The sequence below is a fragment of the Bacillus sp. Root920 genome (assembly GCF_001429445.1).
Taxonomy (GTDB): domain Bacteria; phylum Bacillota; class Bacilli; order Bacillales; family Bacillaceae; genus Bacillus; species Bacillus safensis.
Map to the genome: position 1 here is coordinate 839,310 of NZ_LMJV01000001.1, position 23,971 is coordinate 863,280.

The 23,971-nt window shown below is 40.2% G+C and carries 31 protein-coding genes and 1 other RNA gene; 22 read left to right on the forward strand and 10 right to left on the reverse strand.

What is annotated here, in order from left to right; all coding sequences use genetic code 11:
* Nucleotides 1-12 precede the first annotated feature (12 nt).
* From eno to ASE42_RS03875, 6 genes are all read left to right on the forward strand, one after another.
* The gene (gene eno / locus ASE42_RS03850; RefSeq protein WP_003212752.1) at nucleotides 13-1,305 is read left to right on the forward strand and encodes a phosphopyruvate hydratase; all 1,293 of its coding nucleotides are present in this window, start codon (nucleotides 13-15) and stop codon (nucleotides 1,303-1,305) included.
* 257 nt (nucleotides 1,306-1,562) lie between these two features.
* On the forward strand, nucleotides 1,563-1,832 hold the full coding sequence (locus ASE42_RS03855) for a hypothetical protein (protein WP_056765769.1): 270 nt from the start codon (nucleotides 1,563-1,565) through the stop codon (nucleotides 1,830-1,832).
* 58 nt (nucleotides 1,833-1,890) lie between these two features.
* A complete protein-coding gene (locus ASE42_RS03860) occupies nucleotides 1,891-2,658 on the forward strand; it encodes an ATP-binding cassette domain-containing protein (RefSeq protein ID WP_056765770.1) in 768 nt (255 codons plus the stop codon).
* Complete coding sequence (locus ASE42_RS03865) at nucleotides 2,630-4,027, forward strand: hypothetical protein (protein WP_056765771.1); 1,398 nt, start codon at nucleotides 2,630-2,632, stop codon at nucleotides 4,025-4,027. The genes ASE42_RS03860 and ASE42_RS03865 overlap by 29 nt, the downstream gene beginning before the upstream one ends.
* Nucleotides 4,024-4,392: a metalloprotease family protein gene (locus ASE42_RS03870; RefSeq protein WP_044333909.1), complete on the forward strand. Its 369-nt coding sequence runs from the start codon at nucleotides 4,024-4,026 to the stop codon at nucleotides 4,390-4,392. Before ASE42_RS03865 ends, ASE42_RS03870 begins: the two co-directional genes overlap by 4 nt.
* Nucleotides 4,389-4,670 carry a hypothetical protein gene (locus ASE42_RS03875; RefSeq protein ID WP_056765772.1) on the forward strand — a complete coding sequence of 94 codons (282 nt, stop codon included), beginning with the start codon at nucleotides 4,389-4,391 and terminating at the stop codon, nucleotides 4,668-4,670. Before ASE42_RS03870 ends, ASE42_RS03875 begins: the two co-directional genes overlap by 4 nt.
* Nucleotides 4,671-4,695: 25 nt before the next feature.
* Here the strand turns inward: ASE42_RS03875 and ASE42_RS03880 are convergent, their stop codons facing one another.
* From ASE42_RS03880 to ASE42_RS19165, 3 genes are read right to left on the reverse strand one after another with little or no spacing between them, the layout of a single operon-like run.
* Nucleotides 4,696-5,160, reverse strand: a complete 465-nt coding sequence (locus tag ASE42_RS03880) for a GNAT family N-acetyltransferase (protein ID WP_056765773.1) — start codon at nucleotides 5,158-5,160, stop codon at nucleotides 4,696-4,698.
* 15 nt (nucleotides 5,161-5,175) lie between these two features.
* The gene (locus ASE42_RS03885) at nucleotides 5,176-5,514 is read right to left on the reverse strand and encodes a hypothetical protein (protein ID WP_235566672.1); all 339 of its coding nucleotides are present in this window, start codon (nucleotides 5,512-5,514) and stop codon (nucleotides 5,176-5,178) included.
* Nucleotides 5,465-5,641 carry a hypothetical protein gene (locus ASE42_RS19165; protein ID WP_235566674.1) on the reverse strand — a complete coding sequence of 59 codons (177 nt, stop codon included), beginning with the start codon at nucleotides 5,639-5,641 and terminating at the stop codon, nucleotides 5,465-5,467. Before ASE42_RS19165 ends, ASE42_RS03885 begins: the two co-directional genes overlap by 50 nt.
* Nucleotides 5,642-5,759: 118 nt before the next feature.
* Here ASE42_RS19165 and ASE42_RS03890 point away from each other — a divergent pair, with 118 nt between their 5' ends.
* Nucleotides 5,760-6,392 carry a MarC family protein gene (locus ASE42_RS03890; protein ID WP_024423491.1) on the forward strand — a complete coding sequence of 211 codons (633 nt, stop codon included), beginning with the start codon at nucleotides 5,760-5,762 and terminating at the stop codon, nucleotides 6,390-6,392.
* A 55-nt stretch (nucleotides 6,393-6,447) separates the two neighbouring features.
* On the opposite strand, the gene ASE42_RS03895 is transcribed toward ASE42_RS03890, so the two are convergent.
* On the reverse strand, nucleotides 6,448-6,984 hold the full coding sequence (locus ASE42_RS03895) for a GbsR/MarR family transcriptional regulator (protein ID WP_024426065.1): 537 nt from the start codon (nucleotides 6,982-6,984) through the stop codon (nucleotides 6,448-6,450).
* Between the two features lie 268 nt (nucleotides 6,985-7,252).
* Here ASE42_RS03895 and ASE42_RS03900 point away from each other — a divergent pair, with 268 nt between their 5' ends.
* From ASE42_RS03900 to ASE42_RS03915, 4 genes are read left to right on the forward strand one after another with little or no spacing between them, the layout of a single operon-like run.
* Nucleotides 7,253-8,401, forward strand: a complete 1,149-nt coding sequence (locus ASE42_RS03900) for a betaine/proline/choline family ABC transporter ATP-binding protein (RefSeq protein WP_025094044.1) — start codon at nucleotides 7,253-7,255, stop codon at nucleotides 8,399-8,401.
* Nucleotides 8,402-8,414: 13 nt separating this feature from the next.
* Nucleotides 8,415-9,068, forward strand: coding sequence for an ABC transporter permease (locus ASE42_RS03905; RefSeq protein WP_025094045.1), 654 nt, complete (start codon nucleotides 8,415-8,417; stop codon nucleotides 9,066-9,068).
* Between the two features lie 13 nt (nucleotides 9,069-9,081).
* Nucleotides 9,082-9,999: an osmoprotectant ABC transporter substrate-binding protein gene (locus ASE42_RS03910; RefSeq protein ID WP_056765774.1), complete on the forward strand. Its 918-nt coding sequence runs from the start codon at nucleotides 9,082-9,084 to the stop codon at nucleotides 9,997-9,999.
* 21 nt (nucleotides 10,000-10,020) lie between these two features.
* Complete coding sequence (locus ASE42_RS03915) at nucleotides 10,021-10,710, forward strand: ABC transporter permease (RefSeq protein WP_024423486.1); 690 nt, start codon at nucleotides 10,021-10,023, stop codon at nucleotides 10,708-10,710.
* Between the two features lie 80 nt (nucleotides 10,711-10,790).
* On the opposite strand, the gene ASE42_RS03920 is transcribed toward ASE42_RS03915, so the two are convergent.
* The 3 genes from ASE42_RS03920 to ASE42_RS03930 form a co-directional block, all read right to left on the reverse strand.
* Nucleotides 10,791-11,111: a winged helix-turn-helix transcriptional regulator gene (locus ASE42_RS03920; protein WP_034621492.1), complete on the reverse strand. Its 321-nt coding sequence runs from the start codon at nucleotides 11,109-11,111 to the stop codon at nucleotides 10,791-10,793.
* Between the two features lie 70 nt (nucleotides 11,112-11,181).
* Entirely contained in the window at nucleotides 11,182-11,583 is a 402-nt protein-coding gene (locus ASE42_RS03925; protein ID WP_034621495.1) for a helix-turn-helix domain-containing protein, read from the reverse strand.
* A 130-nt stretch (nucleotides 11,584-11,713) separates the two neighbouring features.
* Complete coding sequence (locus ASE42_RS03930) at nucleotides 11,714-12,118, reverse strand: helix-turn-helix domain-containing protein (RefSeq protein WP_024423483.1); 405 nt, start codon at nucleotides 12,116-12,118, stop codon at nucleotides 11,714-11,716.
* Nucleotides 12,119-12,272: 154 nt separating this feature from the next.
* On the opposite strand from ASE42_RS03930, the gene ASE42_RS03935 reads away from it, so the two are divergent.
* From ASE42_RS03935 to ASE42_RS19175, 8 genes are all read left to right on the forward strand, one after another.
* Entirely contained in the window at nucleotides 12,273-12,506 is a 234-nt protein-coding gene (locus ASE42_RS03935) for a helix-turn-helix domain-containing protein (protein ID WP_024426059.1), read from the forward strand.
* Between the two features lie 29 nt (nucleotides 12,507-12,535).
* On the forward strand, nucleotides 12,536-12,826 hold the full coding sequence (locus ASE42_RS03940; protein WP_024423481.1) for an AbrB/MazE/SpoVT family DNA-binding domain-containing protein: 291 nt from the start codon (nucleotides 12,536-12,538) through the stop codon (nucleotides 12,824-12,826).
* A 185-nt stretch (nucleotides 12,827-13,011) separates the two neighbouring features.
* Nucleotides 13,012-13,245 (forward strand): preprotein translocase subunit SecG, encoded by a 234-nt coding sequence (gene secG, locus ASE42_RS03945; RefSeq protein WP_003212746.1) that lies wholly within the window; start codon nucleotides 13,012-13,014, stop codon nucleotides 13,243-13,245.
* Between the two features lie 124 nt (nucleotides 13,246-13,369).
* Nucleotides 13,370-14,116, forward strand: coding sequence for an alpha/beta hydrolase (locus ASE42_RS03950; protein ID WP_024423480.1), 747 nt, complete (start codon nucleotides 13,370-13,372; stop codon nucleotides 14,114-14,116).
* Between the two features lie 19 nt (nucleotides 14,117-14,135).
* The gene (gene rnr / locus ASE42_RS03955) at nucleotides 14,136-16,478 is read left to right on the forward strand and encodes a ribonuclease R (RefSeq protein ID WP_024426057.1); all 2,343 of its coding nucleotides are present in this window, start codon (nucleotides 14,136-14,138) and stop codon (nucleotides 16,476-16,478) included.
* A 139-nt stretch (nucleotides 16,479-16,617) separates the two neighbouring features.
* On the forward strand, nucleotides 16,618-17,088 hold the full coding sequence (smpB, locus tag ASE42_RS03960) for an SsrA-binding protein SmpB (RefSeq protein ID WP_012011279.1): 471 nt from the start codon (nucleotides 16,618-16,620) through the stop codon (nucleotides 17,086-17,088).
* Between the two features lie 174 nt (nucleotides 17,089-17,262).
* Nucleotides 17,263-17,625, forward strand: a transfer-messenger RNA (tmRNA) gene (gene ssrA / locus ASE42_RS18460).
* 743 nt (nucleotides 17,626-18,368) lie between these two features.
* On the forward strand, nucleotides 18,369-18,872 hold the full coding sequence (locus tag ASE42_RS19175) for a hypothetical protein (RefSeq protein WP_056765776.1): 504 nt from the start codon (nucleotides 18,369-18,371) through the stop codon (nucleotides 18,870-18,872).
* A gap of 57 nt (nucleotides 18,873-18,929) precedes the next feature.
* Here the strand turns inward: ASE42_RS19175 and ASE42_RS03975 are convergent, their stop codons facing one another.
* On the reverse strand, nucleotides 18,930-19,109 hold the full coding sequence (locus tag ASE42_RS03975; protein ID WP_034623886.1) for a hypothetical protein: 180 nt from the start codon (nucleotides 19,107-19,109) through the stop codon (nucleotides 18,930-18,932).
* Between the two features lie 71 nt (nucleotides 19,110-19,180).
* Complete coding sequence (locus ASE42_RS03980; protein WP_056765778.1) at nucleotides 19,181-20,155, reverse strand: hypothetical protein; 975 nt, start codon at nucleotides 20,153-20,155, stop codon at nucleotides 19,181-19,183.
* A gap of 504 nt (nucleotides 20,156-20,659) precedes the next feature.
* On the opposite strand from ASE42_RS03980, the gene ASE42_RS03985 reads away from it, so the two are divergent.
* Nucleotides 20,660-21,133 (forward strand): hypothetical protein, encoded by a 474-nt coding sequence (locus tag ASE42_RS03985; protein ID WP_224426629.1) that lies wholly within the window; start codon nucleotides 20,660-20,662, stop codon nucleotides 21,131-21,133.
* 7 nt (nucleotides 21,134-21,140) lie between these two features.
* Complete coding sequence (locus ASE42_RS03990; protein ID WP_056765782.1) at nucleotides 21,141-21,710, forward strand: hypothetical protein; 570 nt, start codon at nucleotides 21,141-21,143, stop codon at nucleotides 21,708-21,710.
* A 91-nt stretch (nucleotides 21,711-21,801) separates the two neighbouring features.
* Here ASE42_RS03990 and ASE42_RS03995 read toward each other — a convergent pair whose 3' ends face one another.
* The gene (locus tag ASE42_RS03995; protein ID WP_056765783.1) at nucleotides 21,802-22,038 is read right to left on the reverse strand and encodes a hypothetical protein; all 237 of its coding nucleotides are present in this window, start codon (nucleotides 22,036-22,038) and stop codon (nucleotides 21,802-21,804) included.
* A gap of 239 nt (nucleotides 22,039-22,277) precedes the next feature.
* Here ASE42_RS03995 and ASE42_RS04000 point away from each other — a divergent pair, with 239 nt between their 5' ends.
* Nucleotides 22,278-23,879: a histidine kinase N-terminal 7TM domain-containing protein gene (locus tag ASE42_RS04000; RefSeq protein ID WP_056765785.1), complete on the forward strand. Its 1,602-nt coding sequence runs from the start codon at nucleotides 22,278-22,280 to the stop codon at nucleotides 23,877-23,879.
* The last annotated feature ends 92 nt before the right edge of the window (nucleotides 23,880-23,971 follow it).

Here is a 23,971-nt window from a genome sequence, read left to right on the forward strand (position 1 = left end):
AGAGAAATAACGATGCCATACATTGTTGACGTATATGCACGCGAAGTATTAGACTCTCGCGGTAACCCAACAGTTGAAGTAGAAGTTTACACAGAATCTGGCGGCTTTGGCCGTGCGCTTGTTCCAAGTGGTGCTTCTACTGGTGAATATGAAGCAGTAGAACTACGTGACGGAGACAAAGACCGTTACCTTGGAAAAGGTGTTCTGACAGCTGTAAACAACGTAAACGAAATCATTGCACCAGAGCTTTTAGGCTTTGATGTAACAGAACAAGTAGCGATTGACAAAATGTTAATCGAACTTGACGGAACAGAAAACAAAGGGAAATTAGGCGCAAACGCAATCCTTGGCGTATCTATCGCTGTAGCACGTGCGGCTGCTGATTTCTTACAAATCCCACTTTATCAATACCTTGGTGGATTCAACTCCAAAACGCTTCCAGTACCGATGATGAACATCGTCAACGGCGGAGAGCATGCGGATAACAACGTAGACATTCAAGAATTCATGATTATGCCTGTAGGTGCACCGAACTTCCGTGAAGCACTTCGCATGGGCGCTCAAATCTTCCATAGTCTGAAATCTGTATTAAGCGCAAAAGGCTTAAACACAGCTGTAGGTGACGAAGGTGGATTCGCTCCAAACCTTGGTTCTAACGAAGAAGCACTTCAAACAATCGTTGAAGCGATCGAAAAAGCTGGCTTCAAACCAGGTGAAGAAGTGAAACTTGCAATGGATGCTGCATCTTCTGAGTTCTACAACAAAGAAGACGGTAAATATCATTTATCAGGCGAAGGTGTTGTGAAAACATCTGCTGAAATGGTTGATTGGTATGAAGATATGGTATCGAAATACCCAATCATCTCTATCGAAGACGGCCTTGATGAAAACGACTGGGAAGGTCACAAACTATTAACTGAGCGCCTTGGCAGCAAGGTTCAGCTAGTAGGAGATGACTTATTCGTTACAAATACGAAGAAGCTATCTGAAGGAATCAAAAACGGCGTTGGTAACTCAATCCTGATCAAAGTAAACCAAATCGGTACATTAACTGAAACATTTGATGCAATCGAAATGGCAAAACGCGCAGGATACACAGCTGTTATCTCTCACCGTTCTGGTGAAACTGAAGACAGCACGATTGCAGACATCGCTGTTGCAACAAATGCTGGACAAATCAAAACAGGTGCTCCGTCTCGTACGGACCGTGTGGCGAAATACAACCAATTACTTCGCATCGAAGATCAATTGGCTGAAACAGCACAATATCACGGCATTGCAACATTCTATAACTTGAATAAATAATGTCAGCTATGCGCTGCGTTCCGCTCTTTCATGAGAGCGGGGCGCAGCGTTTTTTTGTGTTAAGCGAAATCCGCTGGCTAATTCATTTGACTTATCCTATTTCTGTAAAAAATCCTCCTTCAGTTAGAGAAAAAAGCAAAATCCCCTCCATTTATAAGCACTAAATCATGAAAAATCGACTAAAAATATGATCTGAAATGAACTTATGCTTTCTGTAAGGGGGTGGTATCATTTTACATATATTAGGGGGTGATGAGATGCTGAATACTTTTAGCCTTCGTTTTCCAGTAGGTGTATATATGTATGTTCTTCACCTATTGGCGGCATATGATGAAAGGAAGCAACGAATTCTAACTTCTAAGAATGTACAGAAAAACGCATTTTGGATTTATGTCCTTGCCGCTATATTGGGCATTATTTCACTTGGAGCATTGATTTGGGCATGCAAGACCTTTGGACGAGGCTCCAAATTTTTAGGTGAGTTCAAATTATTAGGCATGTATGTTAAAATCCAGTGCGGTTTTTAACAGGGATGAGAACAGATGCAAGGGCATCTGTTCTATCTGAAACAAACGGAGGGATATGATGCTGACATTACGATTAAAAGAAAAAACATATAGCCGCACCTTCTCTCTCCGCAATATTCAAATGAATGTCGAGAAAGGGCAGATGCTGTTGCTTTTGGGGCATAATGGTGCGGGAAAGACGACGATAATCCAATCCATGTTTGGGCTGACGCCATTTAAAGGATGCGTCACTTTACATGGTAAAAAGCTGAATCTTCAATCCTCAGAACATATCTCCTTGTTGAAAAAACATGTGTCCTATATTCCTGACGAGCATTCGTTGTTCGATTATTTATCACCGAGGGAATACTTTCAATTACTTCAGCTGCCAAATGAGCAAGATGTCACACGGGAAGAGACGTTCATCGATCTGTTTGAGCTGGGTTCTTATATGGATCAGCCTATCGCTCAGCTGTCTCATGGCAATCAAAAGAAAACGCAGATCATTTCACAGCTCCTCAGGCCATGTGATTATTATGTGTTCGATGAGCCAACGAACGGTCTTGATCCAGATATGATGATCATCTTAAAAAAGGTGCTCATGAAGCTGAGAGATCAAGGCGCTGGCATTCTCATTTCAACCCATCATTTGAGCTTTGGTGATACGCTTTATGACCATCTCATGATCTTAAGAAATGGGGACGTCAAGCTGGATATGTCCCGCCAAGAAACGACTCAGACATTTCCTCATCAGGCACTTGAAGAGATTTATAAAGAAGTGAATCGAGATTACTATATGCAGGTGGAGAGGTTGCTCAATGATCTGGACACGACACGTTCTTCATAAAATAGAATGGGGAATGCTGACAACGAAAGGAAAGCAGCTCGCAAAAAAGTACCCTATACAGCTTCTCGCAGCCGTGGTTTTTTTCTTGCTCATGTATGCGATATATGTCGTCATCAGCCTTCGCTTTTTCATGCAGGCAGGAGAAAGTGAGCCGGCTGCTTTATACCTCCAATTGATGAAAATGACGCTTTTACTTCTAGGTGCAGGTATTGTGTTATCCCGCAATAAATTAAAGCGCCAGGAATATCAATTCTACTTTTTGAATAGTGCGATACAAAGTGTGCCATTTGTCCTTTGTGTGTATTTCTATCCGATGCTCTTTTGTTTTCTCATGGTAGGGCTGCTTTTTTTACCGATTGTCTTAGGCCTTTTGATCAGCGGTATTACGCCATCTTTGTATTGGATAACGGCTGTATGCATGACTTGCTGTGTACTGGCGCTGCTTGCACTTGCTTCTTGGATGATGATGCGGATTGCTGTGAGCCATTTCGTCTCAAAAACAAAAGAGCATTTACTGCTGCAAACGCTCGGCTTTGCGGTGCTGAATCTATTGGTGTTTCTCCTTTTTCAAAAAGCAATGGAGATGATCCGAGTATGGCCATCAGTCTATCTCATATTTCTCGTGATCCTTCTAAGCGCTGGCTGGCTATGGCTGAAGGGGTTAGCGGCTTCTTATGTCCATCAGATGTTTTTGCAGCTGAAAACAGAGGTAAAGTCGTTTTCTTACAAGAAAATTAGAACGCAATCTTCCTTTCTGACGCACCTGCGGCAGGAATTGGTCTATTTCAGCCGGTCAGCTGTTTTTAAAGAACAGGGCATTTTGTTTTTATTTCTCGTTTGTTTGACTGCGGGGCTGCCTATTGTTTTTACACCGGTAGAAACCGGCTGGATGTATGCCTTTATTGTGCAGTATGCATTAAAGGAAATATTGATCATGCTTCCACTGATGATTGGCAGAGAATATCATATGAATCAAAGGGCCATCTTTATGTTAAATACATCAAAGGGTGCTTATTTATTGTCGAGAATTTTATTTTATTACGCTATTAATTTGTTGATATATTTTGTGTTTATTGGGTTTGCATCTATGGTGATAGGTATTGAAAGTGAAGGTCATGGCCTCGCAAGTTTGTCCATTTTGTTGATCACTGCCATGGCGGCCTGTACAGGGTTTATCGTGAAGATCAGTGAGTTTAATAAACTGTTTGTCATCGTGATGATGATTGCTGTATTCAGCTTTATCGATATGCTTTTATTGAAGTGGCTTTCATCAGATGTGTATCTTCTCGCCACTGCTTATCTGCTAGGTTCACTTGCATTTTATAGCTGCATATATACGGTCATGTTAAAGAGGCCTGTCTTGCGATGATAGAGCTTGTGTGTAGTTTCCTAGCGGTTGTGGTGATACATGAACTCGGTCATATGCTGATGATCATGTTGTGTAACAAAATCGAAAAAAGGCCGCTCTTTGATTTTGTGATAACGATTGATTGGAAGCATGTGGCGGTCGTCCATGAGAAATTTGTCCGGCCGAGCTTCAATATGATGGTGGCACTTGCAGGCCCGCTCTTTCCGGTGCTTTGTTCGCTTGTGCTTTTTATGATATGGAAGTATCCGGTCAGTCATCAGCTGCTGTTTTTTTCTTTACTGAATACGGTGATGCTGCATCCAGCTTGCCCTGACGGAAAAAATATCACAGCCAGTTTAAAAGAGATGAAGGAGAGAAAGAGATGATCAAAGTATTTCATTCGTTTTCCAGCGGTATAACACTTGCGATGCTGTATGTATTTGCTGTGTTTATGACCCCTGTTTTTTTACTGCTGCTAGAGGTCAATCATGTTGAATCAAGCCCAACATTGTTTGGCAAGCCATTTTATATCATGAAAATTGAAGAGTATCAATTCAGCTCAGAGGCGACGCTCTTTGGATGTGTGGTCTGCTTTTTAGCTGGCGCCGTGCTTTATTTCTTCATTCAATATGTGAAGCATGTGGTAAAAAAACGCAGAACATAAAAAAGCAGACGGACGGAACAAAACATCAGTCTGCTTGCAAAGTGAGTGACAGCCGTACCATATCCATACACTGAATGCCATTTTCAAAAATCGGTTCATCATAATGCTTAAGAAAGAAATCGTGGTCAATAGATATCATGCGGAAGCCGCATTTCTGATAAAGTGCGAGCTGCTGAATGCTCGAGTTGCCTGTGCCGATTTCAACCGTGTGAAAACCTGCGGCTTTCGCTTCAGCAATGGCATGGCGGATCAGCTGCTTCCCAATTCCTTTTCCTTGCCATGATTCCTTCACGGCGACATTGATGATTTCGACTGTCTGCTGAGACAGAGATAAAAGCACATAGACACCAATCACGTCCTGTTCATGATACGCGGCATAACAAGAGCCGGATTGCACATAAGTAAGAACCTTTTCCTTTGAAGGATCAGCTAAGAGTAAAAGATCCATAGGGACGGATTGATCACCTGACAATGGCCGAATGTGTATCATGTTTTTTCATCCTTTCTATTCTTTAATATATCCTTGTTTCACACCCCAATCATATTGATCCTGTACCCATTGTGAGGGCGGATTGTGAGTGACATTTGGATCTTTTTTTACAGTTGGTTGCCTTGCAGCCTGTGCGCTCTGTTTATTCGCTTGAGCAGTGGCTTTCGCTGCTGTCAGCTCTTTTTGAAGCTGGTCAATTTTTGCCTCAAGTATTTTACGCTGCTTGACTTCTTTTTGATAGGCTTTCTTTTCGTTTTTGAGCTTTTTGGTGATGGTAGACAGTTTCTTTTTTTGATCTTCGTTTTCATGCTTCATATCCGCTTGATCTGATGTTAACTTCGAAAAGCTGCTCATCGTTCGTTTTGCTTTCTTGCTGATGTTTTTCCTTAGCTGCTTTGATGGTCTGCTGCTGCCAAACCATCCAGCCGGCTGCTCCTAAAACCGCCACAGATAGAAGGATGATGGTGATCGTTTTCTTCATGTGTCATTCCCCTTTCTTTAAACCTTCATTATCATCGGTTAAATATATACAGGTTTTAACATCACAAGGGAATATTCACATCAGATTGGCAGACACTATGAAAAAAGGAGGGTGTCTGTTGATTTCCTTTATGATTCATGTCGTGGTCTCATTATTTGCTGTATCAAACCCTATTGGAAACGTGCCTCTTTTCATCACTTTAACAGAGGGATATACAGAGAAAGAACGCTCCCAGACAGCCAAAAAAGCCATTGTGGTCTCTTTCATTATTCTTGTTGCCTTTCTATTGGCTGGGAGGCTCATTTTCAAATTGTTTGGGATCGATATTCATGCACTCCGCATCGCCGGAGGTATTTTCATTTTTGGTATCGCTTACAATTTACTGAATGCAAAGGAGTCACATGTCCAAAATCCTCATTCTGAGGAAAAGGCAGAAAGCATAGAAAAGGCGGATGTTTCCGTTACGCCGCTGGCGATTCCGATCATCGCTGGTCCCGGTACAATCGCTACAGTGATGAGTTTAACCCCGGGAAGTCAAGGGATGCTTCACATGTTTACGATTTTAATCGGCATTGTCATCGTTCTGGCAATGACCTTTTATGCCTTTCATTATTCAAGTTTCATTATGCGGAAAATGGGGAAAACAGAGATGAATGTCGTGACGCGGTTAATGGGATTAATTCTTGCTGTAGTGGCAGTTGAAATGATCGGTGCAGGCTTAAAAGGGATGTTTCCAATGTTTATGCAATAAGTGTATATAAAAAAGCTGTTTTTTTCTACAATGATGTAAAATAAAACAGCTTTTTTTAAGGTTTCGGCACATGCTTAAACACTTCTTCACTTTCAAAGAATTCAATTAAGCGGCTAATCCAATCATAGTAATCAAGACTTTCCTTGATTTCTGAAAGAAGCAGATTGATTTTATCCTCTGTCTCTTCTGGCAGGTCGTCCTGTTCAAGCAGCTCCAGCAATTCCTTGCACGTTTTCTTATGTGCCTTGCGGTTTTTGCTGACAACTCGGGACCAATTGGCTGCAAACAAGGAAATAAACGTTTGGTATTGATCTTGCTCAACGTCATATAAATCTTTACGTATTCCTTTTTCATAAACCTTTTCCGCAATATTCAAATCAAGCATTTCTCGAACGACTTGACTCATTCTCGTTTTGCTCATGCCTGTCGCCTCTGATAGCTCTCCAAGCGTCATTGGTTTACGGTTCATGTGAATGATACCAAGCACTCTACCCACTGTAGAAGAAAGACCAAAGGCATTCATGTTCTCGGCAGCTTTTTCAATATAATGATCCTGTGCTTTTTGAATGGCACCTAACGCTTGCTTGTCCACTCCCCGATTCATCCCTTCACGACTGACAATTTGTAACACAATATATCATATACCTGTTTGTTGATGAAAACAATAAATATTGAGTATTTGCTCGTAATTTGGAGGAAAAAGGAGAGATCTCTATCTATCAGGCCGTTAACTGAAAATTTTAAATAAATGTTATGCAATACAAACACATCATAAACTTTTTATTTTATAAAGTTTGCACTATAATAAATAAGGTGTAAATTTTCTGAAAATATTGATCCGACTAATGGAGGTGTCTCATTTGCTGAAACTAGAGAATGTATCTAAGACGTATAAAGGCGGAAAAAAAGCTGTCAAAAATATTGATTTAGAAATAGCAAAAGGAGAATTTATTTGTTTTATTGGACCGAGTGGCTGTGGTAAGACAACAACCATGAAGATGATTAACCGACTCATCGAACCTTCCTCAGGAAAAATCTTTATCGAGGGAGAAAACATTATGAAAAAAGATCCAGTTCAATTAAGAAGAGAAATTGGCTATGTGATTCAGCAAATTGGACTGTTCCCCCATATGACCATCGCACAAAACATTTCACTTGTTCCGAAGCTGTTAAAATGGCCGGAAGAAAAACGAAAAGAACGGGCACGTGAACTGCTGAAGCTTGTCGACATGGGACCGGAATATTTAGAGCGCTATCCTCATGAACTCAGCGGAGGACAGCAGCAGCGCATCGGTGTTCTTCGCGCACTAGCAGCGGAACCCCCTCTGATCCTCATGGATGAACCGTTTGGCGCACTTGATCCAATCACACGAGATTCATTGCAGGAAGAATTTAAGAAACTGCAAAAAACATTAAATAAAACCATCGTATTCGTCACACATGACATGGACGAAGCTATTAAACTAGCTGATCGAATTGTGATTTTAAAAGATGGAGAGATTGTCCAAGTAGGAACGCCTGACGATATTCTGCGGAATCCAGCCAATGAATTCGTAGAAGAATTCATCGGCAAAGAACGTCTGCTTCAATCAAATCCTAATATGGAACGTGTAGAACAAATGATGAACACGTCACCAGTCACCGTTACAGTTGAAAAAACATTAACAGATGCCATCTACATCATGAGAGAAAAGCGGGTCGATTCCTTGCTTGTAGTAGATGAACATCATGTGCTAAAAGGCTATATCGATATTGAAACAATCGATGCGAACCGCAGAAAAGCAGCTTTCGTTGGTGATATTTTAAATACAGAGTTCTATACCGTACAAGAAGGCGCACTTCTAAGAGACACTGTCCGGAAAATCTTAATACGCGGCATTAAATATGTACCGGTTGTGGATGCAGAAGGGCACTTAAAAGGCATTGTGACACGTGCAAGTCTTGTAGATGTTGTGTACGACTCCATTTGGGGAGACGATACGCCGGCGGCTGTCACTGAAATGAAGTAAGGGAGGTGTACACATGGATCAAATCATCGACTTTCTAGAGAAAAATGGTGGGGAACTCCTCACAAAAATGTGGGAGCATTTATATATTTCCTTAATTGCTGTTGTGCTTGGTATTATCGTTGCCGTTCCTTTAGGTGTGGTCCTCACACGAATGAAGCGAGGCGCAGGTTTTATCATCGGTATCGTGAATATCTTTCAAACACTCCCTAGTTTAGCGATTCTTGCCTTTTTTATTCCTATTTTGGGGGTTGGGAAAATACCTGCAATCGTTGCTCTCTTTTTCTATTCGGTTTTACCTATTTTAAGAAATACGTATGCCGGGGTTCAAGGTGTGAACAAAAACTTGCTTGAATCCGGTAAAGGAATCGGGATGACAACATGGGAACAAATTCGTCTTGTTGAACTCCCGCTTGCTGTACCGGTCATTATGGCAGGTGTCAGAACGTCAACGATATATTTGATTGGCTGGACAACACTTGCAGCCTTTATCGGTGGAGGCGGTCTAGGTGACTACATTTTAATTGGACTTCAGCTGTATCAGCCGGAATTTATTATTGCGGGTGCGATACCAGTCACAATTTTAGCAGTCATCATCGACCTATCATTAATGAAGCTGGAGAAAAAAGTAACACCAGAAGGCTTAAAAGGATTGAAGGAAGTTTCATAAGGAGTTGGCTTATGTGAAGAATCGAAAAACAAAATGGATCAGTGCACTGCTTGCCGGATGCTTGCTATTGATAAGCGGCTGTTCACTTCCTGGACTAGCCGGCTCCTCAGGGGGCACGCTGCGAATTGGAGCACAAAACTTTACCGAATCAGAAATTATGGCCTATATGGTTGGCGATATGATCGAACATTACACAGATAAAAAGACGACTATTGTGAAAAACCTAGGCTCCAACACTGTGCAGCAGAAAGCAATGGAAAACGGAGATGTCGACATTTCTGCGACAAGATATTCAGGCACGGATTTAACAAGCACGCTTGGAATGGATGCGGAAAAAGACCCGGAGCGTGCCATGGAGATCGTCCAAAAAGAATTTAAAAAGCGCTATGATTACAAATGGTTTGATTCTTATGGATTTGATAATACGTATGCCTTTGCTGTGACGCAGAAGATGGCGAAGGAAAATAAGTTAGAAAAGGTCTCTGATTTGAAAAAGAATGCGAACAATTACCGATTTGGTGTCGATAATATTTGGCTCAAAAAGAAAGGCGACGGCTATGACGGGTTCGTGAAAACATACGGAATCAAATTTGGCAGCACGTATCCGATGCAGATTGGTTTAGTCTATGATGCTCTAAAGAATGAAAAAATGGATATTGTGCTTGCCTATTCAACAGATGGACGAATCAAGGCCTATAACCTTAAAATCTTAAAAGATGATAAACGGTTCTTCCCGCCGTATGATGCATCACCAGTAGTCCCGGAGAAAGTCTTAAAAGAAAATCCAGGGCTTGATAAGGTGATCAACAGGCTGATCGGAAAAATTGATACAGAACAAATGCAAGAGCTGAACTATCAAGTCGACGGGGAGCTTCAAGAACCAGCAACCGTTGCGAAGAATTTCCTGAAAAAACACAATTACTTTGAGTAAGATGGGGAGGTGTCACGGCTGATGGACACACTGCAGCAATTATGGACGTATTATCAGCAGAACGGGTCATATGTGTTAGAAGAATTTTATCGCCATTTTCTCATGTCGGCGTATGGGGTGTTATTTGCGGCGATTGTCGGGATTCCAGTAGGCATCTTTGTCGCGCATTACCGCAAGCTGAGCAATTGGATCTTCGCCGTTACCAACGTCATTCAAACGATACCGGCATTAGCGATGCTTTCCGTATTGATGCTTGTATTAGGACTGGGCGCAAATACAGTCATCCTATCACTCTTTCTGTATTCGCTTCTGCCGATCATCAGAAACACGTATACGGGCATTGTCAGCATTGAACATGCTTATTTAGAATCAGGTAAAGCGATGGGCATGACGAAATGGCAAGTGCTGAGAATGGTTGAATTACCGCTTGCTTTATCAGTCATTATGGCTGGTTTAAGAACCGCACTGGTCATTGCCATCGGTATTACAGCGATTGGAACATTTGTGGGCGCGGGAGGACTTGGTGATATCATCATCAGAGGATCAAACGCCACAAACGGAACAGCTATCATTTTAGCAGGTGCGATTCCAACTGCACTCATGGCTATTATGGCTGACCTTGTCATGGGCTGGCTCGAACGCTATTTAAGCCCGACAAACAAGAAAAAGGAAAGAAAAGCGTTAGCTGAAAAAAACATCACATCTGCTTAAGCGGTTGAAAAGACAAAACCTCCCTTACATCTGTAAGGGAGGTTGTTTTATGATGATCAGGCGGTTCGCATGCTGGTATTTTATGATTCAAGCGTGATCCATTCAGAGGACCACTTCGCAATTTCCTCAAAAACGGGTGCAAGTGAACACCCCATATCTGTTAAAGAATACTCAATGCGCACGGGTGTTTCAGCAAAAACCTCCCGTTTTACAATACCTGCTGCCTCCAGCTCTTTTAATCTCTCAGATAAAACTCTTCCACTTAAATTTGTCAGAGCCGCCTCAATTTCACTAAAGCGCTGCTGACCTGAGAGAAGCTGAAAAACAATCAGTGCCACCCAGCGTTTACTCAATAACTCAACTGCTTTTTCAAACCGCGGGCACATATCAGATTGATTCATCTTTCTTCACTCCAATCTGAACCCATTATACCGTAAATCTGTCATAAATCGGCGCAAAAAGCTTAAACATTTATGAGGACGAACGGCTGTTTAACATAAATAACAAATAGCGGTTGAGGTCCTCTATTTCTTTTTTCGAAAGGGTTGACCATATGTCACCATCAAATATTTCGAGATCATCAAGTTCATATTGCGCTGCGGCTTCCTTTATTTTGGAAAAAGAAAGATCATCTTCCTCGTGCTGATGGACAGAAGAGGCCTCCTCAATATAGCCCGCAGCCCGCATCATGTCTTCATAAGGTACCTTTAACGCACCAGCTAGCTTTTTAATCGTAGGAGGTTTCGGAATGCCGCGTTTCCCGTTTTCGATACGAGATATACCGGCAGCGCTGACCTCAGAATACATCGCTAATTGGTTCACCGACAGCTTCTTTTCCTCACGTAATGCTCTTAAATATGCACCAAAGTTCATCAACGCAAAACCTCACATGGTTATAGATTCGATATGTCTATTTTACTTGATTTGTTGACTATTGGCAATAAGCACACCATGAAAATATTGACATTAGTTAATGGTGGATGTACATTAGGTTTATGCCCCGCTATTTGTTCGCCTTTTTTTGGTCGATGAGCGTGAGAAAGTATTCATTCAGCTGGCTGATGTCTTGTGCGGAGAGCCTTTCCCATTTGTTTCCGTCAAAAATGGGGAGATGTTCTACATCCTTTTGAAGCGCCGTTTGATAGATTTTTAACATGGACTCATATTTCGGTTTCATTTCATGAACTTGTTCCTGTTCAATATGACCGGCAAGCAGCATTAAATCCTCATAGGGCACCTTCAAGGCGTGTGCTAATTTTTTTATGGTTAAAGGCTTTGGCACACCGCGCTTTCCATTTTCAATACGAGAAATTCCAGCAGCGCTTACACCTGAATACATGGCAAGCTGATTGACCGACATTTTTCTATTTTCTCTTAAAATGCGTAATTGTTCACCAAAGTGATTCATGACATCGAACCTCACATTTCAGTATATGACTTATTTTAGTATGATCATTGACCAAAGGAAATAGCAGAGGGGTAAAAGTGTTGACATAAGTTAATGAATCTGCTTGATGTGAGAGTCTTACATGTTGTACATAATGATTCCATAGGAGGTTGTAATGATGGTCGAAAAGATTCAGATCAGGCGGGCTTTTGTCATGCAGTATATGATCGAGAACGATATGTCGTTAAATCAGCTCGCTGATGAAATTGGTATCTCTCCTGCCACACTTAGCAGGGTATTAAATGGTCACCGAAAACCAGGACAGCTTGTCATTGGCAAAATGATTCATTACTTTGATAAAAAATTTGAAGATCTATTTTACTATGAAGATATTGACAAAAGTCAATAAATGATATCATCATCAAGGAGGAAATGTCATTGAAAAGGACTGGGATGGTCAGACACATTGATTCTCTCGGCAGAATTGTTCTGCCCTCAGAAATGCGCAAGGTACTCAATATTAAAGAAGAGCAGCTGTTAGAAATTTTCATTGAAGATCAAACCATTATGCTGAAAAAATATGATGCAGATAAGAGCTGCCTGTTAACGGGACAAGTGACGAAGTACAACAAAAGCTATGGAAATGGGAACGTGATGCTGAGTCCTGAAGGAGCTGAACGTTTGTTAGTAGAATTAAAACAGCTATTGAAGGAAGAAGCAACTCATTAAAATGTGTTTTTAACCGAAAAATTGCATATAAAAATGCTGCAGCCAGCACTTTGGAACGAAATTGTATCAAAATAACGAATCAAGTCGACAATATATAGGAAATCTTTATTTTGATGTTTCGTGACATGCACCTTGTTTTCATGTAAAATAAAGTTATGTGTACCAGTTTGTCTGGAGGTGTTTTCATGCACGCATTTGTTATCACATTACTCGTAATTGTCAGTATCGCACTTATCATCGTTGTATTACTACAATCAAGTAAAAGTGCTGGACTGTCAGGCGCTATTTCAGGTGGAGCCGAGCAGCTTTTCGGTAAGCAAAAAGCGAGAGGCCTTGACTTGATTCTTCACCGATTAACGGTTATTTTGTCAGTGCTTTTCTTCATCTTAACACTTGCATTGGCATATTTAGGCGTGTAAAGCGCGAGTAACAGAAGGTCTGATCTTTTTTCAGACCTTTTTTTATTATCAGCACTCTTTTGTGTTTGTTTCATACATACAAGTGGAAAATATAAACCATATCAGAAGGAAAGGAAGTCACATCATGAAAGTTGTTACACCAAAACCATTTACGTTTAAAGGTGGAGAAAAGGCGGTGCTTCTTCTTCACGGTTTTACTGGGAATACAGCCGATGTTCGAATGCTTGGCCGTTATTTGAACGAAAGAGGATATACATGCCATGCACCTCAATATAAAGGACACGGTGTGCCGCCAGAAGAGCTTGTCCATACAGGCCCGGCTGACTGGTGGAAAGATGTAGAAGAAGGCTATCAATTCTTAAAAGATGAGGGCTATGAGGAGATTGCAGTTTGCGGACTATCCCTCGGAGGAGTTTTTTCATTGAAATTAGGTTACACTGTACCTGTAAAGGGAATTGTACCTATGTGTGCACCTATGTACATAAAAAGTGAAGAAGTCATGTACCAGGGTGTACTAGATTATGCCCGTAACTATAAGAAATTTGAGGGTAAGTCAGAGGACCAAATTGAACAAGAAATGGAAGCGTTCAAGAAAACACCAATGGATACACTGAGGAGCCTGCAAGAACTGATTGCAGATGTCAGAAACAATGTCGACATGATCTATTCACCTACTTTTGTTGTGCAGGCACGTCACGATCATATGATTAATACAGACAGTGCAAATATCATTTATAACGAAGTAGAGACAGATGATAAGCATTTGAAATGGTATGAAGAATCAGGCCATGTCATCACGCTTGATAAAGAGCGGGAGAAGGTTCATCAGGATGTCTATGCATTCTTAGAATCACTTGATTGGTCAATTTAAATATATAGGGGGTTAGAGTGTGCAAAAAGAAGAATTTATGGATGAATTACTCGCTTTTATGAAAGAAGAAGCATATAAACCGTTAACTGTTCAAGAGCTGGAAGTCATGATGGAGATTACCAATCCTGATGATTATAAAGAGCTCGTCAAAGCACTTGTGACGCTGGAGGATCAAGGACTCATCGTTCGCACGCGCAGCGACCGTTACGGTGTACCAGAAAAAATGAATTTGGTAAAAGGAAAGCTGTCTGCTCATGCAAAAGGATTTGCATTTGTAACGCCTGAAGAGTTTGGACAGGATGATATTTTCATTCCGCCAAATGAGTTAGGCACAGCGATGAATGGCGATACCGTCATGGTGCGTGTCAGCCACAAATCAAACGGCACGAAAAAAGAAGGAACGGTCATCCGCATTCTGGAGCGTAATACTCAGACGGTTGTCGGTACCTATACAGAAACGAAAAGCTTTGGCTTTGTCATTCCTGATGATAAAAAAATCACAAACGATATCTTCATTCCGAAATCCGCTAAAAACGGTGCGGTCGAAGGTCATAAAGTCGTTGTGACGCTGACAAGCTACCCTGAAGGAAGAATGAGTGCAGAGGGTGAAGTGACTGAAATCCTCGGTCATAAAAATGACCCTGGCATTGATATTTTGTCGATCATTCATAAACACGGTCTGCCAGGTGAGTTCCCAGAAGAAGCACTTCAGCAGGCAGTAGACACACCGGAAACAATTGATGAAAAAGACCTTGAAGGCAGACGCGACTTGCGCAATGAAACGATTGTGACGATTGACGGTGCAGATGCAAAGGACTTAGATGATGCCGTAACCGTGCAAAAGCTGGATGATGGCAAATATAAGCTTGGCGTGCACATTGCAGACGTTTCTCATTATGTCACAGAGAATTCTCCGATTGATCAGGAAGCTTATGAACGTGGAACGAGTGTCTATCTCGTCGACCGCGTCATTCCGATGATTCCGCATCGTTTGTCAAACGGTATTTGTTCATTAAATCCAAAGGTCGATCGTCTCACCCTGTCTTGTGAAATGGTTATTGATCGTAACGGGAAAGTCGTCAAACATGAGATTTTCCAAAGTGTGATCAAAACGACAGAGAGAATGACCTATTCCGATGTGAATAAGATTTTAGTCGACCAAGATGAAGAGCTTCTAAACAAATATGAGCCGCTAGTGCCGATGTTCCAAGAGATGGAGAAGCTTGCAGAGATTCTTCGTGACAAACGAATGGAGCGCGGAGCTGTAGACTTTGACTTCAAGGAAGCAAAAGTACTTGTAGATGATGAAGGCGCTGCGAAAGATGTTGTCATTCGTGAGCGTTCCGTTGCAGAGAAATTAATTGAAGAATTCATGCTTGTTGCAAACGAAACGGTTGCAGAGCATTTCCACTGGATGAATGTTCCGTTCATTTACCGAATTCACGAAGAACCAAATCCTGAGAAACTTCAGCGCTTTTTAGAGTTCGTGACGACGTTTGGTTACATTGTGAAAGGGACGTCAACGAACATTCACCCGCGCGCACTTCAAAGTGTCCTCGATGCTGTCAGGGATCAACCAGAAGAAGTCGTCATTCAAACTGTGATGCTTCGCTCTATGAAACAGGCGAAGTATGATCCAGAAAGCATTGGCCATTTTGGATTATCAACGGAATTCTATACACACTTCACATCACCGATCCGCCGTTACCCGGATTTAATCGTGCATAGATTGATTAGAACCTATTTGATTCAGAAAAAGACAGATGAAGCGACCTTAGAAAAGTGGGGCCAGCTGCTGCCTGAAATCGCAGATCATGCATCTACAATGGAGCGCCGCTCAGTCGATGCAGAGCGTGAAACAGATGACCTGAAAAAGGCAGAGTTTATGCTAGATAAAATCGGTGAAGAGTTTGATGGCATGATTAGTTCCGTGACGAACTTCGGACTATTCGTTGAACTGCCGAATACGATAGAAGGTCTTGTCCATGTCAGCTACATGACTGACGACTACTATCGCTTTGATGAACAGCACTTTGCCATGATCGGTGAACGTACAGGGAATGTCTACCGTATCGGTGATGAAATCACTGTCAAAGTCGTGAATGTCAATAAAGATGAGCACTCAATTGATTTTGAAATCGTCGGTATGAAGGGCACTCGCCGTAAATCACCAAAAGATTTCAAGTTCAAAAAACGAACAGATCCACCAGCGAAAAAAGGCCGTGGAGGTCAAAAAGCCTCTGGGGAAAAAGGCAAAGAGGATAAAAGCGGAAGTGACTGGTTCACAAGCCGTAAAAAGAAGAAAAAGAAAAAACGCGTATTTGAAAACGCACCGAAACAAAAACGAAAAAAGAAAAAGTAACGTGCCAAAAAGCAAATAGGGCATCACGCTCTATTTGCTTTTTGACCACATGGCGTCAGCATTGTCGAAAGCTGGATTGTTTGATAAAATAATCCGTACGATTTGGACCGTGTTTGTGTCAAAAGGAGGGTGTACGCCAATGCCAAAGGGAGAGGGAAAGGTTGTTTCCCAAAACAAAAAAGCAAATCATGATTACTTTATAGAAGAAACGTATGAAGCTGGTCTTGTGTTGCAAGGAACTGAAATCAAATCGATTCGTGCTGGAAAAGTGAATTTAAAAGATTCCTTTGCCAAAATCGAGCGAGGAGAAGTGTTCCTTCACAACATGCATGTGAGCCCATACGAGCAGGGGAACCGTTATAACCATGATCCGCTGAGAACGAGAAAGCTGCTTCTTCATCGCAAGCAAATCAGCAAATTGATTGGTGCGACGAAGGAAGAAGGCTACTCACTTGTGCCTCTGAAACTCTATTTGAAAAATGGCTTTGCCAAAGTGCTGATTGGAATCGGAAAAGGGAAGAAGAAATACGATAAACGTGAAGACTTGAAGAAAAAAGATGCAAAACGTGAAATCGAACGTGCCTTCCGCGATCGTCAAAAGCAATTCTAGCCTGATGCTGATGGCTTGCTGAGAGCGGAAGCATTATGCTACAATGTCTTATGTAGTAAACAATCAGCGCTGTTTTGACAGAAACCACCAGTTGTTTCGAGCAGTGAGATTGTTATAATAGTTATATACGGAAGCAGTGAAGCTGAACTTCCATCCCGTATATCCCTTTTACAAGGGGACGTTACGGATTCGACAGGGATGGTTCGAGCTTAGGCTGCGAGCCGAGAGGCGATCTCGTTAACACGCACTTAAATGTAACTGGCAAAACTAAAAGTTTTAACCAAAACTTAGCACTAGCTGCCTAATAAGCGCAGCGAGCTCTTCCTGACATCGCCTATGTGTCTGTGAGGAGCCCAATGAAGTAGGCTACGCTTACGTTTCCGTCTGAGGACGTAAGAAGAGATCCATCAGACTAGCTCTCCAAGCGCCCGTCAGCAGGCATGAGGATGAGTGAACACAAAATATGTTGACTACGCTCGTAGACGCTTAAGTAATCGATGTCTCTGGACGTGGGTTCGACTCCCACCGTCTCCATCAAAACTTTTAGAATGCAGTCGCATCAAGGGTTTTAAAGCCCTTGATGCGGGTCTGGCAACATTTTGGCAACATTTTAAAAAACTTCTTCTTTCATAAAAGCTACAACTTCCTTTTGTGTGGAAGGGTATATATGGCTATAATTGTTTAGTGTTTCTGAGAACTCCTCCATTTTTTGGAGGTTTTTTTGTGTTAATTCAGTTACTTCAAGTACACCTATCTATCATCCGTATTTTTGGAAAATCAAAAAACAAGTAGAGAAAGGAGGGATAGATCTATCTTGTGTAATGCTTCTTATTACTTATTTTTACATAAATGTTGAAAGGCAAAAAAGGAAATTTGAGATAATAAATTGAAATTACCTTGGATATACATGAAAAGTAGATGTGTAGAATGTTTGATGTTTCTCTAATTTGGGAGGTGAACTATAATGAATGGTATAGATATATTAGAGAACGCTTCAAAACTTGGTCAATTAATTCTTTTCTTCTCTGGATACGCTCTTTATTGGAAACTAGTCAAAACAAAAAAAGAGCGCCCTCTCACAAAGTACGAAAATTTCCTTAAATTTTTTGTAATGTTGGGCATGGTCATTTATTTTCTATCGTTTTTATGTTTAAACTTGTGGGCGTAATATGTCGATTTATGTATGATTGTGTCTAATGGGTTTAACTCTCTCTTAAAAACCTTTATTTTACATAAATGTATGATAAAGTAATTTTAAGTTAAAAAAAGAGGGAGTTAATATGAAAAGATTGGTTTTTTTAATGTTAGCATTAGTTCTGGCTGTGACTGCCTTTGTTCCAGCTGCTGCTGCAAAGACACAAAGCACAAAGGGATTAGAAGGTTTGACAGAAGAGCAAATTGAGAAGTCTTTAAAAGAAATTGAATACATCTTCACAAAGATTATCATTTCTGATAAAGAAAAAGGCTACACCATTAATGAAGAAGAGCTTGCAAAATCACATTATACAAATGCAGAGAAAAATGGCATGATCGCTTTCGCAAAATTAATGAATCAAGAAGCGACTACGAAAAGTAACACGGTAACTCGCTGTGTCGAGGATGCAGTTGGTATCGCTAAAGGTACTTTAAAGCATCTGCAAAAAGCAATAGATAAGGGAGATTGGATGACAGTGGCAGTTTACTTAGGCGGTATGGGCCTTGCAATTAAGCCGAGCGTGTTATTCGTATTCATGCTATTTTGTGGTGCGCCAGTAGCCAAAATTGCTCCTGCTCAATATGAATAAGAGTAATATGTAAAATTGGCCGTCCACCTGGGCGGCTTTTTTACATTACTTGAACTTTCACTCATGCTTCTCTTTATCCCATTCTATTTCATTTCTAGACATCAGGTTTTTAACAGCCTTACGGATCGCGAGTTCATCTTTACCCGTTTTCTTTTTAAGGTCATCCATCGAAGGGTTGTTGCGAAATCGGCTCATATTATAAATGCTTCGGTATAACTTCCTTTCAAGATCCGTCACGTCATACCCTCCTACAAAAAGAATGTACGTTCGATTATAAATGTTAATAAAAAACCCTTCAACTTGAAGGGTCATTTTAAAGAAGATACTTTATCAGTAATTTTCATTTGTTCTCCAGAACGTTCATACGAGAATTTAGCCACTGTTTCATCTTCATCTATATAAGGAACTTTCCAAAATACAGCTATTTGATTGACTGTATCATTATCTTTGCCAATGTTTGCAGCTAAGTCATCACTATACATTTCAACCATGTTATAAGCGGTTTTACTTGTGTTCAACGCGTCAAATGACAAGTAAACAAGAGCTATTAATTTATTATTCTCATTTGAACCCATATCTTCGTTAATTTCAATTTTTTCAATCGATGTGGTTTTATAGTTCTCTTCGATAATTGTTTTGATTTCTATTTTTGCATCATCTTTTACCATATCTAACTCATCTTCTTCACTGTTATCTTCAACTTCTTCTGAGGTATAATCTTCATTTTTCTCTTCCTCTGCATCTGTATCTTTAGGCAAAGTTTCCTCCTCAGATATAACTTCAGAATTGTTTATTTTTAAATTTATTTCAGCAGTAGCTTTTAGTTCTGAGTCACCGCTAATCTGTGAACCACTGAGGTTAGATCCATTATCTCCAAAAAGTTCTTGAACAACTTCAGTTTGTTCAAGAACCGGTAGTGTTTCGACATATATAATATATTTCCCATCATCAAATACTGTGTCACCTTCATTAAAGAATTTATACTCGAAAGATCCATCCTTTTGAACAGCTGTATTAACTATGGAGTTTTTATGGGAATTTTTTTGTTCAAGACGAATCCTTAGTTTCGTATCTTTAGGTAAGTTGCTTTTCCCGCTAAGGATAATAATTTTATTGTTTGTGATTTCTTTATCCAAAGTGATCTTTACGTTTAATTTTTTTTTAGTTTCAATGCTTTCTTCTTTTTTACTGGAGTTACTTGTGGATGTGTTTTCTGCTTTGCCACAAGCAGATAAGAATAAGGCACATAAAATCATAAAGAGAAAAGTTTTAAGGTAATTCAATATTAACCCTCCGTATCAAATAATTTCCATAAAAGTTTATCATATTAACAGGGGATAATGTTAAAGTGAGGGTTTTGTGGCATCATTCTGGCATTAAAAGTTTAAAAACGCTCAACTAATAATAAACAAAACATTGAATAGTAAACGTATCTAATGAATATTACAAACATACGAACCCCATCTAATAGACTCCCACCGTCTCCATCAAAACTTTTAGATTCCAGTCACATCAAGGGTTTTAAAGCCCTTGATGCGGGTCTGGCAACATGAAATATTTAGATTAAATAAAAGAAGACGCTATTGATAGCGTTTTTTTTATGCTTTTTTAATTTTTTAACAGAAAAGCCAAATGGGGATTTTTTTACTAATAATTTGAATGAATAGCTAAATATAACCATCTTTTAACCGATGAAATGTAGGGATGTTACACCATATATTAGTGGGTGAATTTATTAAACTTAAAGCCTGAAAATAACAGCAGGAATGCAGAAGGAGTTTATCTCAGTGAACAAAGTAAAGACTAAATCACTATTCGCCACGATGATTATGCTTGCCGTGCTGATGGTATTCGGTACAGCGTGCAGCAATCAAAAGGCAGAAAAAGAATACGCCGAGTGGTATGAGAATTACAGAAGTGATATTGAAGACACAATGTTTGCGTTTGCTAAAAAGATGGTGGCAATTGATGCAGGTAATGATGAATGGCTTGGATCTGTCGAGAAGTCACTTTTTGATGTACAAAAAGTCATTGATGAGGGTAATGAAAAGAAAAACGTTCCTGGTGCTTATAAAAAAGCACATGAGTATTTGCTAAAAGCAAACAAAGGATATCAATATGCCGTAGAAGAAACACCGAAAGCACTTGAAAATCTTGATCTTGAATCACTGGATAACATTTCGAAAAGACTCGACAAAGCATACGATCAAACAGCCAAAGCCGATGACGAAGTAGAAAAAGTCTCAAAGGATAAGGAGTAATTCACACATGAAGACAAACAAAAGGACAATGCTTTCAATATTTCTTCTAGTATTTACATTGATGCTGAGCACAGCATGCGGTAAAAATGAAGTAGCAAACGGTTCATCGTCAAATAAAACGCCGGTAAAACAAGAAAAAATTGAAAAGATGACCGATAAAGAATATGCTGCATGGTATAAGGGGTATTTAAAACGTTTTGAAGATAGAATTATGCCTTTCTTTTTTTCATTAGTTCCAATGGATGATGTTTATGATAAAGAATGGGCTAGTGAACTTGAGAAGAAAATTGATAGTCTGCGAGAATTACTTAACGAAGCCAAAGAAAATGAAAACAAAGTTCCAGATACGTATAAAAAGGTAAATAGTTACTTAGTGAAAACAGATGACAACTTAGAGCCGATTTTCAAAGATATTTTAAAGGTTGCCAAGCAAGATAAGGTAGACGGTGATGATTTGAATTTCATAGATTCTAGGATGAAGAAAGCATTAGAAGAGATGGTTCTTGCAAAAGCAGAGGTTAGTAAAATTGAAGATGAGAAAGCTAAAAATACAACAAAAGATAATTCAAAACCTTGATTTAGAAAAATAATGCTGGAACCTTTTAAAGGATATAAACCGAACTTGGTTCACAGCAGAAAAAGAGATGTCAGATCTGGCATCTCTTTTCTTATGTACGGTTTCTCAAAGAAGACACCAACCGAACAAACAAAGGAAAAACGACAACCACCGCAATCATCATCAAAAATCCATCCGGCATAAGTTTTACAAACGTTGTCTGAATCACATAAACCGCAATCAGCAGCAAGTAACTGATCAAAAATAACAATCCAGAACTTCTCTTTTTAAACGGTTTTTCTAAAAGAATCAGCATAAACAGCCCCGTCATAATCATCCAAAAAGTCATATTCCTTTCGAGTCTCCTCTCCATTCATCCCCACATTGTACAGATATTTCTCCGAACGCAACATACTTCTCCCTCAAATTAAGCAAAAAGTAGTGAAAATATAAGGAATCACGAACCGATGACGCCTGAAATTTTACAAAAAACCTCCAACCAATTCAAAATCACATCTTCCCATTTGAGACGTCCTCATATATAGTAAGATTAGACTAGTTCTAAATAACTGAAATTGGGGCGTTTACATGGATTCGATTGTTTTACATTTTATTGTGATCATGAGTGTTTCTGGCATTCTGTCCGTGATATTATCAATCATTGCTCATGCAAACCGCCATCGATATATTGGCTGTCAATTGTTTATGTACATGTCTGGAGCAACTGCGATTTATATCTTTGGGCATACGTTTGAATTATTGGCTCGTACTCCTGGAGAAATCATGTTCTGGGTTTGTTTTCAATACATAGGTCTTCCGTTTATCGCACCGCTCAGTCTGCTGATTGTGCTGCAATTTACGGGGTTCCATCAATATTTAACAAAGCGCCGCGTGCTTCTCATCTTATTGATTCCAACTCTCACAACCATTATGGTGTTCACCAACTCTTTACATTCACTCTTTTATCGAAGCATCACGATGAATCCAGTAGATGGGTTTTTATTGGCTGATTTTACGATTGGCTATTGGTATATCATTCATGGCGTTTATACGTTTGGCTGTTCGATGCTTGCTATCTTTATGCTGTTTTGGTTTTTACGTGTCACAAAAAAAGAATATTTAAAGCAGATTCTGATACTGTTAGTGGGAATGTCATTACCAATTTTGACTTCTTTTATTTATTTATTAGGTGTTACACCCCTACATATTGATCCGGTTCCTGTGGTGATGTTTATCACCAATGCACTCTATTTATGGGCAATTATGTCGTTTCAGCTCTTTAAGCTGTCTCCTATTGCAATGGAGCGTGTGTTTGAGCATATGTCTGAAGGGGTTCTGATTTTAGATCGATATCGGACACTCATTGATTACAATCCCGCTGCTGCATCGATCATTCCAGCACTTGCGAATAAAAAGGGAATTGGCTATAAAATCGACGATATTTTCTCAGCAATCATCAAAGATTCAACGTTCATTCAATGGCTGCGCTCTCCGCAGGATCATTCGCAATATGATTTAATGTGGAAAAAGGAAAAAGACCAGTCCTGCTATTATCATCTGACCGCTTCGTCTCTATTTAATAGAAGAGGAGAGATCGAAGGCAGGCAAATCGTGATCAGTGATGTAACAGAGCAGCGTTTGCTGCAGGAAGAGCTGGAGCGTCGTGCGTATATCGATGGTTTGACGAATATTTTCAATCGTTCTTCTTTCATCGAACGAACGCAGATGATCTTGGAAGAGGATGCACAGGATACGGCTGTTATGCTGTTTGATATTGATTTTTTTAAACAAATCAATGACACACACGGACATCATATTGGGGATGAAGCGCTGCGTCATGTTGTCTCTATTTGTCAGGAGCATTTACAAATGGATGATTTATTTGGACGATATGGGGGAGAAGAGTTTGCCATTTGTCTGCCTCATCAGTCATTTAAAGAGGCATGTCATATCGCGGAAAAAATAAGACATTCGTTTGAAGCAAGTTTCTTTACGAATGATGAGGAAAAAGTGCGAGTGACAGCGAGCTTTGGAATTGCTCACACAGCCAATGATCCTTGTGTATTAGAGACACTTCTATTTGAAGCGGATCAGGCCTTGTATATGTCAAAACGCCAAGGACGGAACCGGATTTATGCATCCACTGGTAAGGGCCATGTGCTGTATCAAGAGCAGGATCTTCTGAATTGACTGTTGTCCTGACATTCGATATGATAAACATAACATTTGAACGGTTTCCTAAAGGGGAGTAGCTTTTACGGTTTGGTCGTCATTACAGAAAC

Excerpts from the sequence above, each read along its gene's own strand:
- ASE42_RS03930 (WP_024423483.1), bottom strand. The coding sequence starts at position 12,118 with ATGAATCACTTTGGTGAACAATTACGCATTTTAAGAGAAAATAGAAAA.
- eno (WP_003212752.1), top strand. The coding sequence starts at position 13 with ATGCCATACATTGTTGACGTATATGCACGCGAAGTATTAGACTCTCGC.
- ASE42_RS03870 (WP_044333909.1), top strand. The coding sequence starts at position 4,024 with ATGATAGAGCTTGTGTGTAGTTTCCTAGCGGTTGTGGTGATACATGAA.
- ASE42_RS19175 (WP_056765776.1), top strand. The coding sequence starts at position 18,369 with ATGAAAAGATTGGTTTTTTTAATGTTAGCATTAGTTCTGGCTGTGACT.
- ASE42_RS03995 (WP_056765783.1), bottom strand. The coding sequence starts at position 22,038 with ATGACTTTTTGGATGATTATGACGGGGCTGTTTATGCTGATTCTTTTA.
- ASE42_RS03885 (WP_235566672.1), bottom strand. The coding sequence starts at position 5,514 with ATGAGCAGCTTTTCGAAGTTAACATCAGATCAAGCGGATATGAAGCAT.
- ASE42_RS03865 (WP_056765771.1), top strand. The coding sequence starts at position 2,630 with ATGATCTGGACACGACACGTTCTTCATAAAATAGAATGGGGAATGCTG.
- ASE42_RS03950 (WP_024423480.1), top strand. The coding sequence starts at position 13,370 with ATGAAAGTTGTTACACCAAAACCATTTACGTTTAAAGGTGGAGAAAAG.
- ASE42_RS03920 (WP_034621492.1), bottom strand. The coding sequence starts at position 11,111 with ATGAATCAATCTGATATGTGCCCGCGGTTTGAAAAAGCAGTTGAGTTA.
- ASE42_RS03880 (WP_056765773.1), bottom strand. The coding sequence starts at position 5,160 with ATGATACACATTCGGCCATTGTCAGGTGATCAATCCGTCCCTATGGAT.
- ASE42_RS03915 (WP_024423486.1), top strand. The coding sequence starts at position 10,021 with ATGGACACACTGCAGCAATTATGGACGTATTATCAGCAGAACGGGTCA.
- ASE42_RS03905 (WP_025094045.1), top strand. The coding sequence starts at position 8,415 with ATGGATCAAATCATCGACTTTCTAGAGAAAAATGGTGGGGAACTCCTC.
- secG (WP_003212746.1), top strand. The coding sequence starts at position 13,012 with ATGCACGCATTTGTTATCACATTACTCGTAATTGTCAGTATCGCACTT.
- ASE42_RS03875 (WP_056765772.1), top strand. The coding sequence starts at position 4,389 with ATGATCAAAGTATTTCATTCGTTTTCCAGCGGTATAACACTTGCGATG.
- ASE42_RS03855 (WP_056765769.1), top strand. The coding sequence starts at position 1,563 with ATGCTGAATACTTTTAGCCTTCGTTTTCCAGTAGGTGTATATATGTAT.
- ASE42_RS04000 (WP_056765785.1), top strand. The coding sequence starts at position 22,278 with ATGGATTCGATTGTTTTACATTTTATTGTGATCATGAGTGTTTCTGGC.
- ASE42_RS03990 (WP_056765782.1), top strand. The coding sequence starts at position 21,141 with ATGAAGACAAACAAAAGGACAATGCTTTCAATATTTCTTCTAGTATTT.
- ASE42_RS19165 (WP_235566674.1), bottom strand. The coding sequence starts at position 5,641 with ATGAAGAAAACGATCACCATCATCCTTCTATCTGTGGCGGTTTTAGGA.
- ASE42_RS03860 (WP_056765770.1), top strand. The coding sequence starts at position 1,891 with ATGCTGACATTACGATTAAAAGAAAAAACATATAGCCGCACCTTCTCT.
- smpB (WP_012011279.1), top strand. The coding sequence starts at position 16,618 with ATGCCAAAGGGAGAGGGAAAGGTTGTTTCCCAAAACAAAAAAGCAAAT.
- ASE42_RS03935 (WP_024426059.1), top strand. The coding sequence starts at position 12,273 with ATGATGGTCGAAAAGATTCAGATCAGGCGGGCTTTTGTCATGCAGTAT.
- ASE42_RS03925 (WP_034621495.1), bottom strand. The coding sequence starts at position 11,583 with ATGAACTTTGGTGCATATTTAAGAGCATTACGTGAGGAAAAGAAGCTG.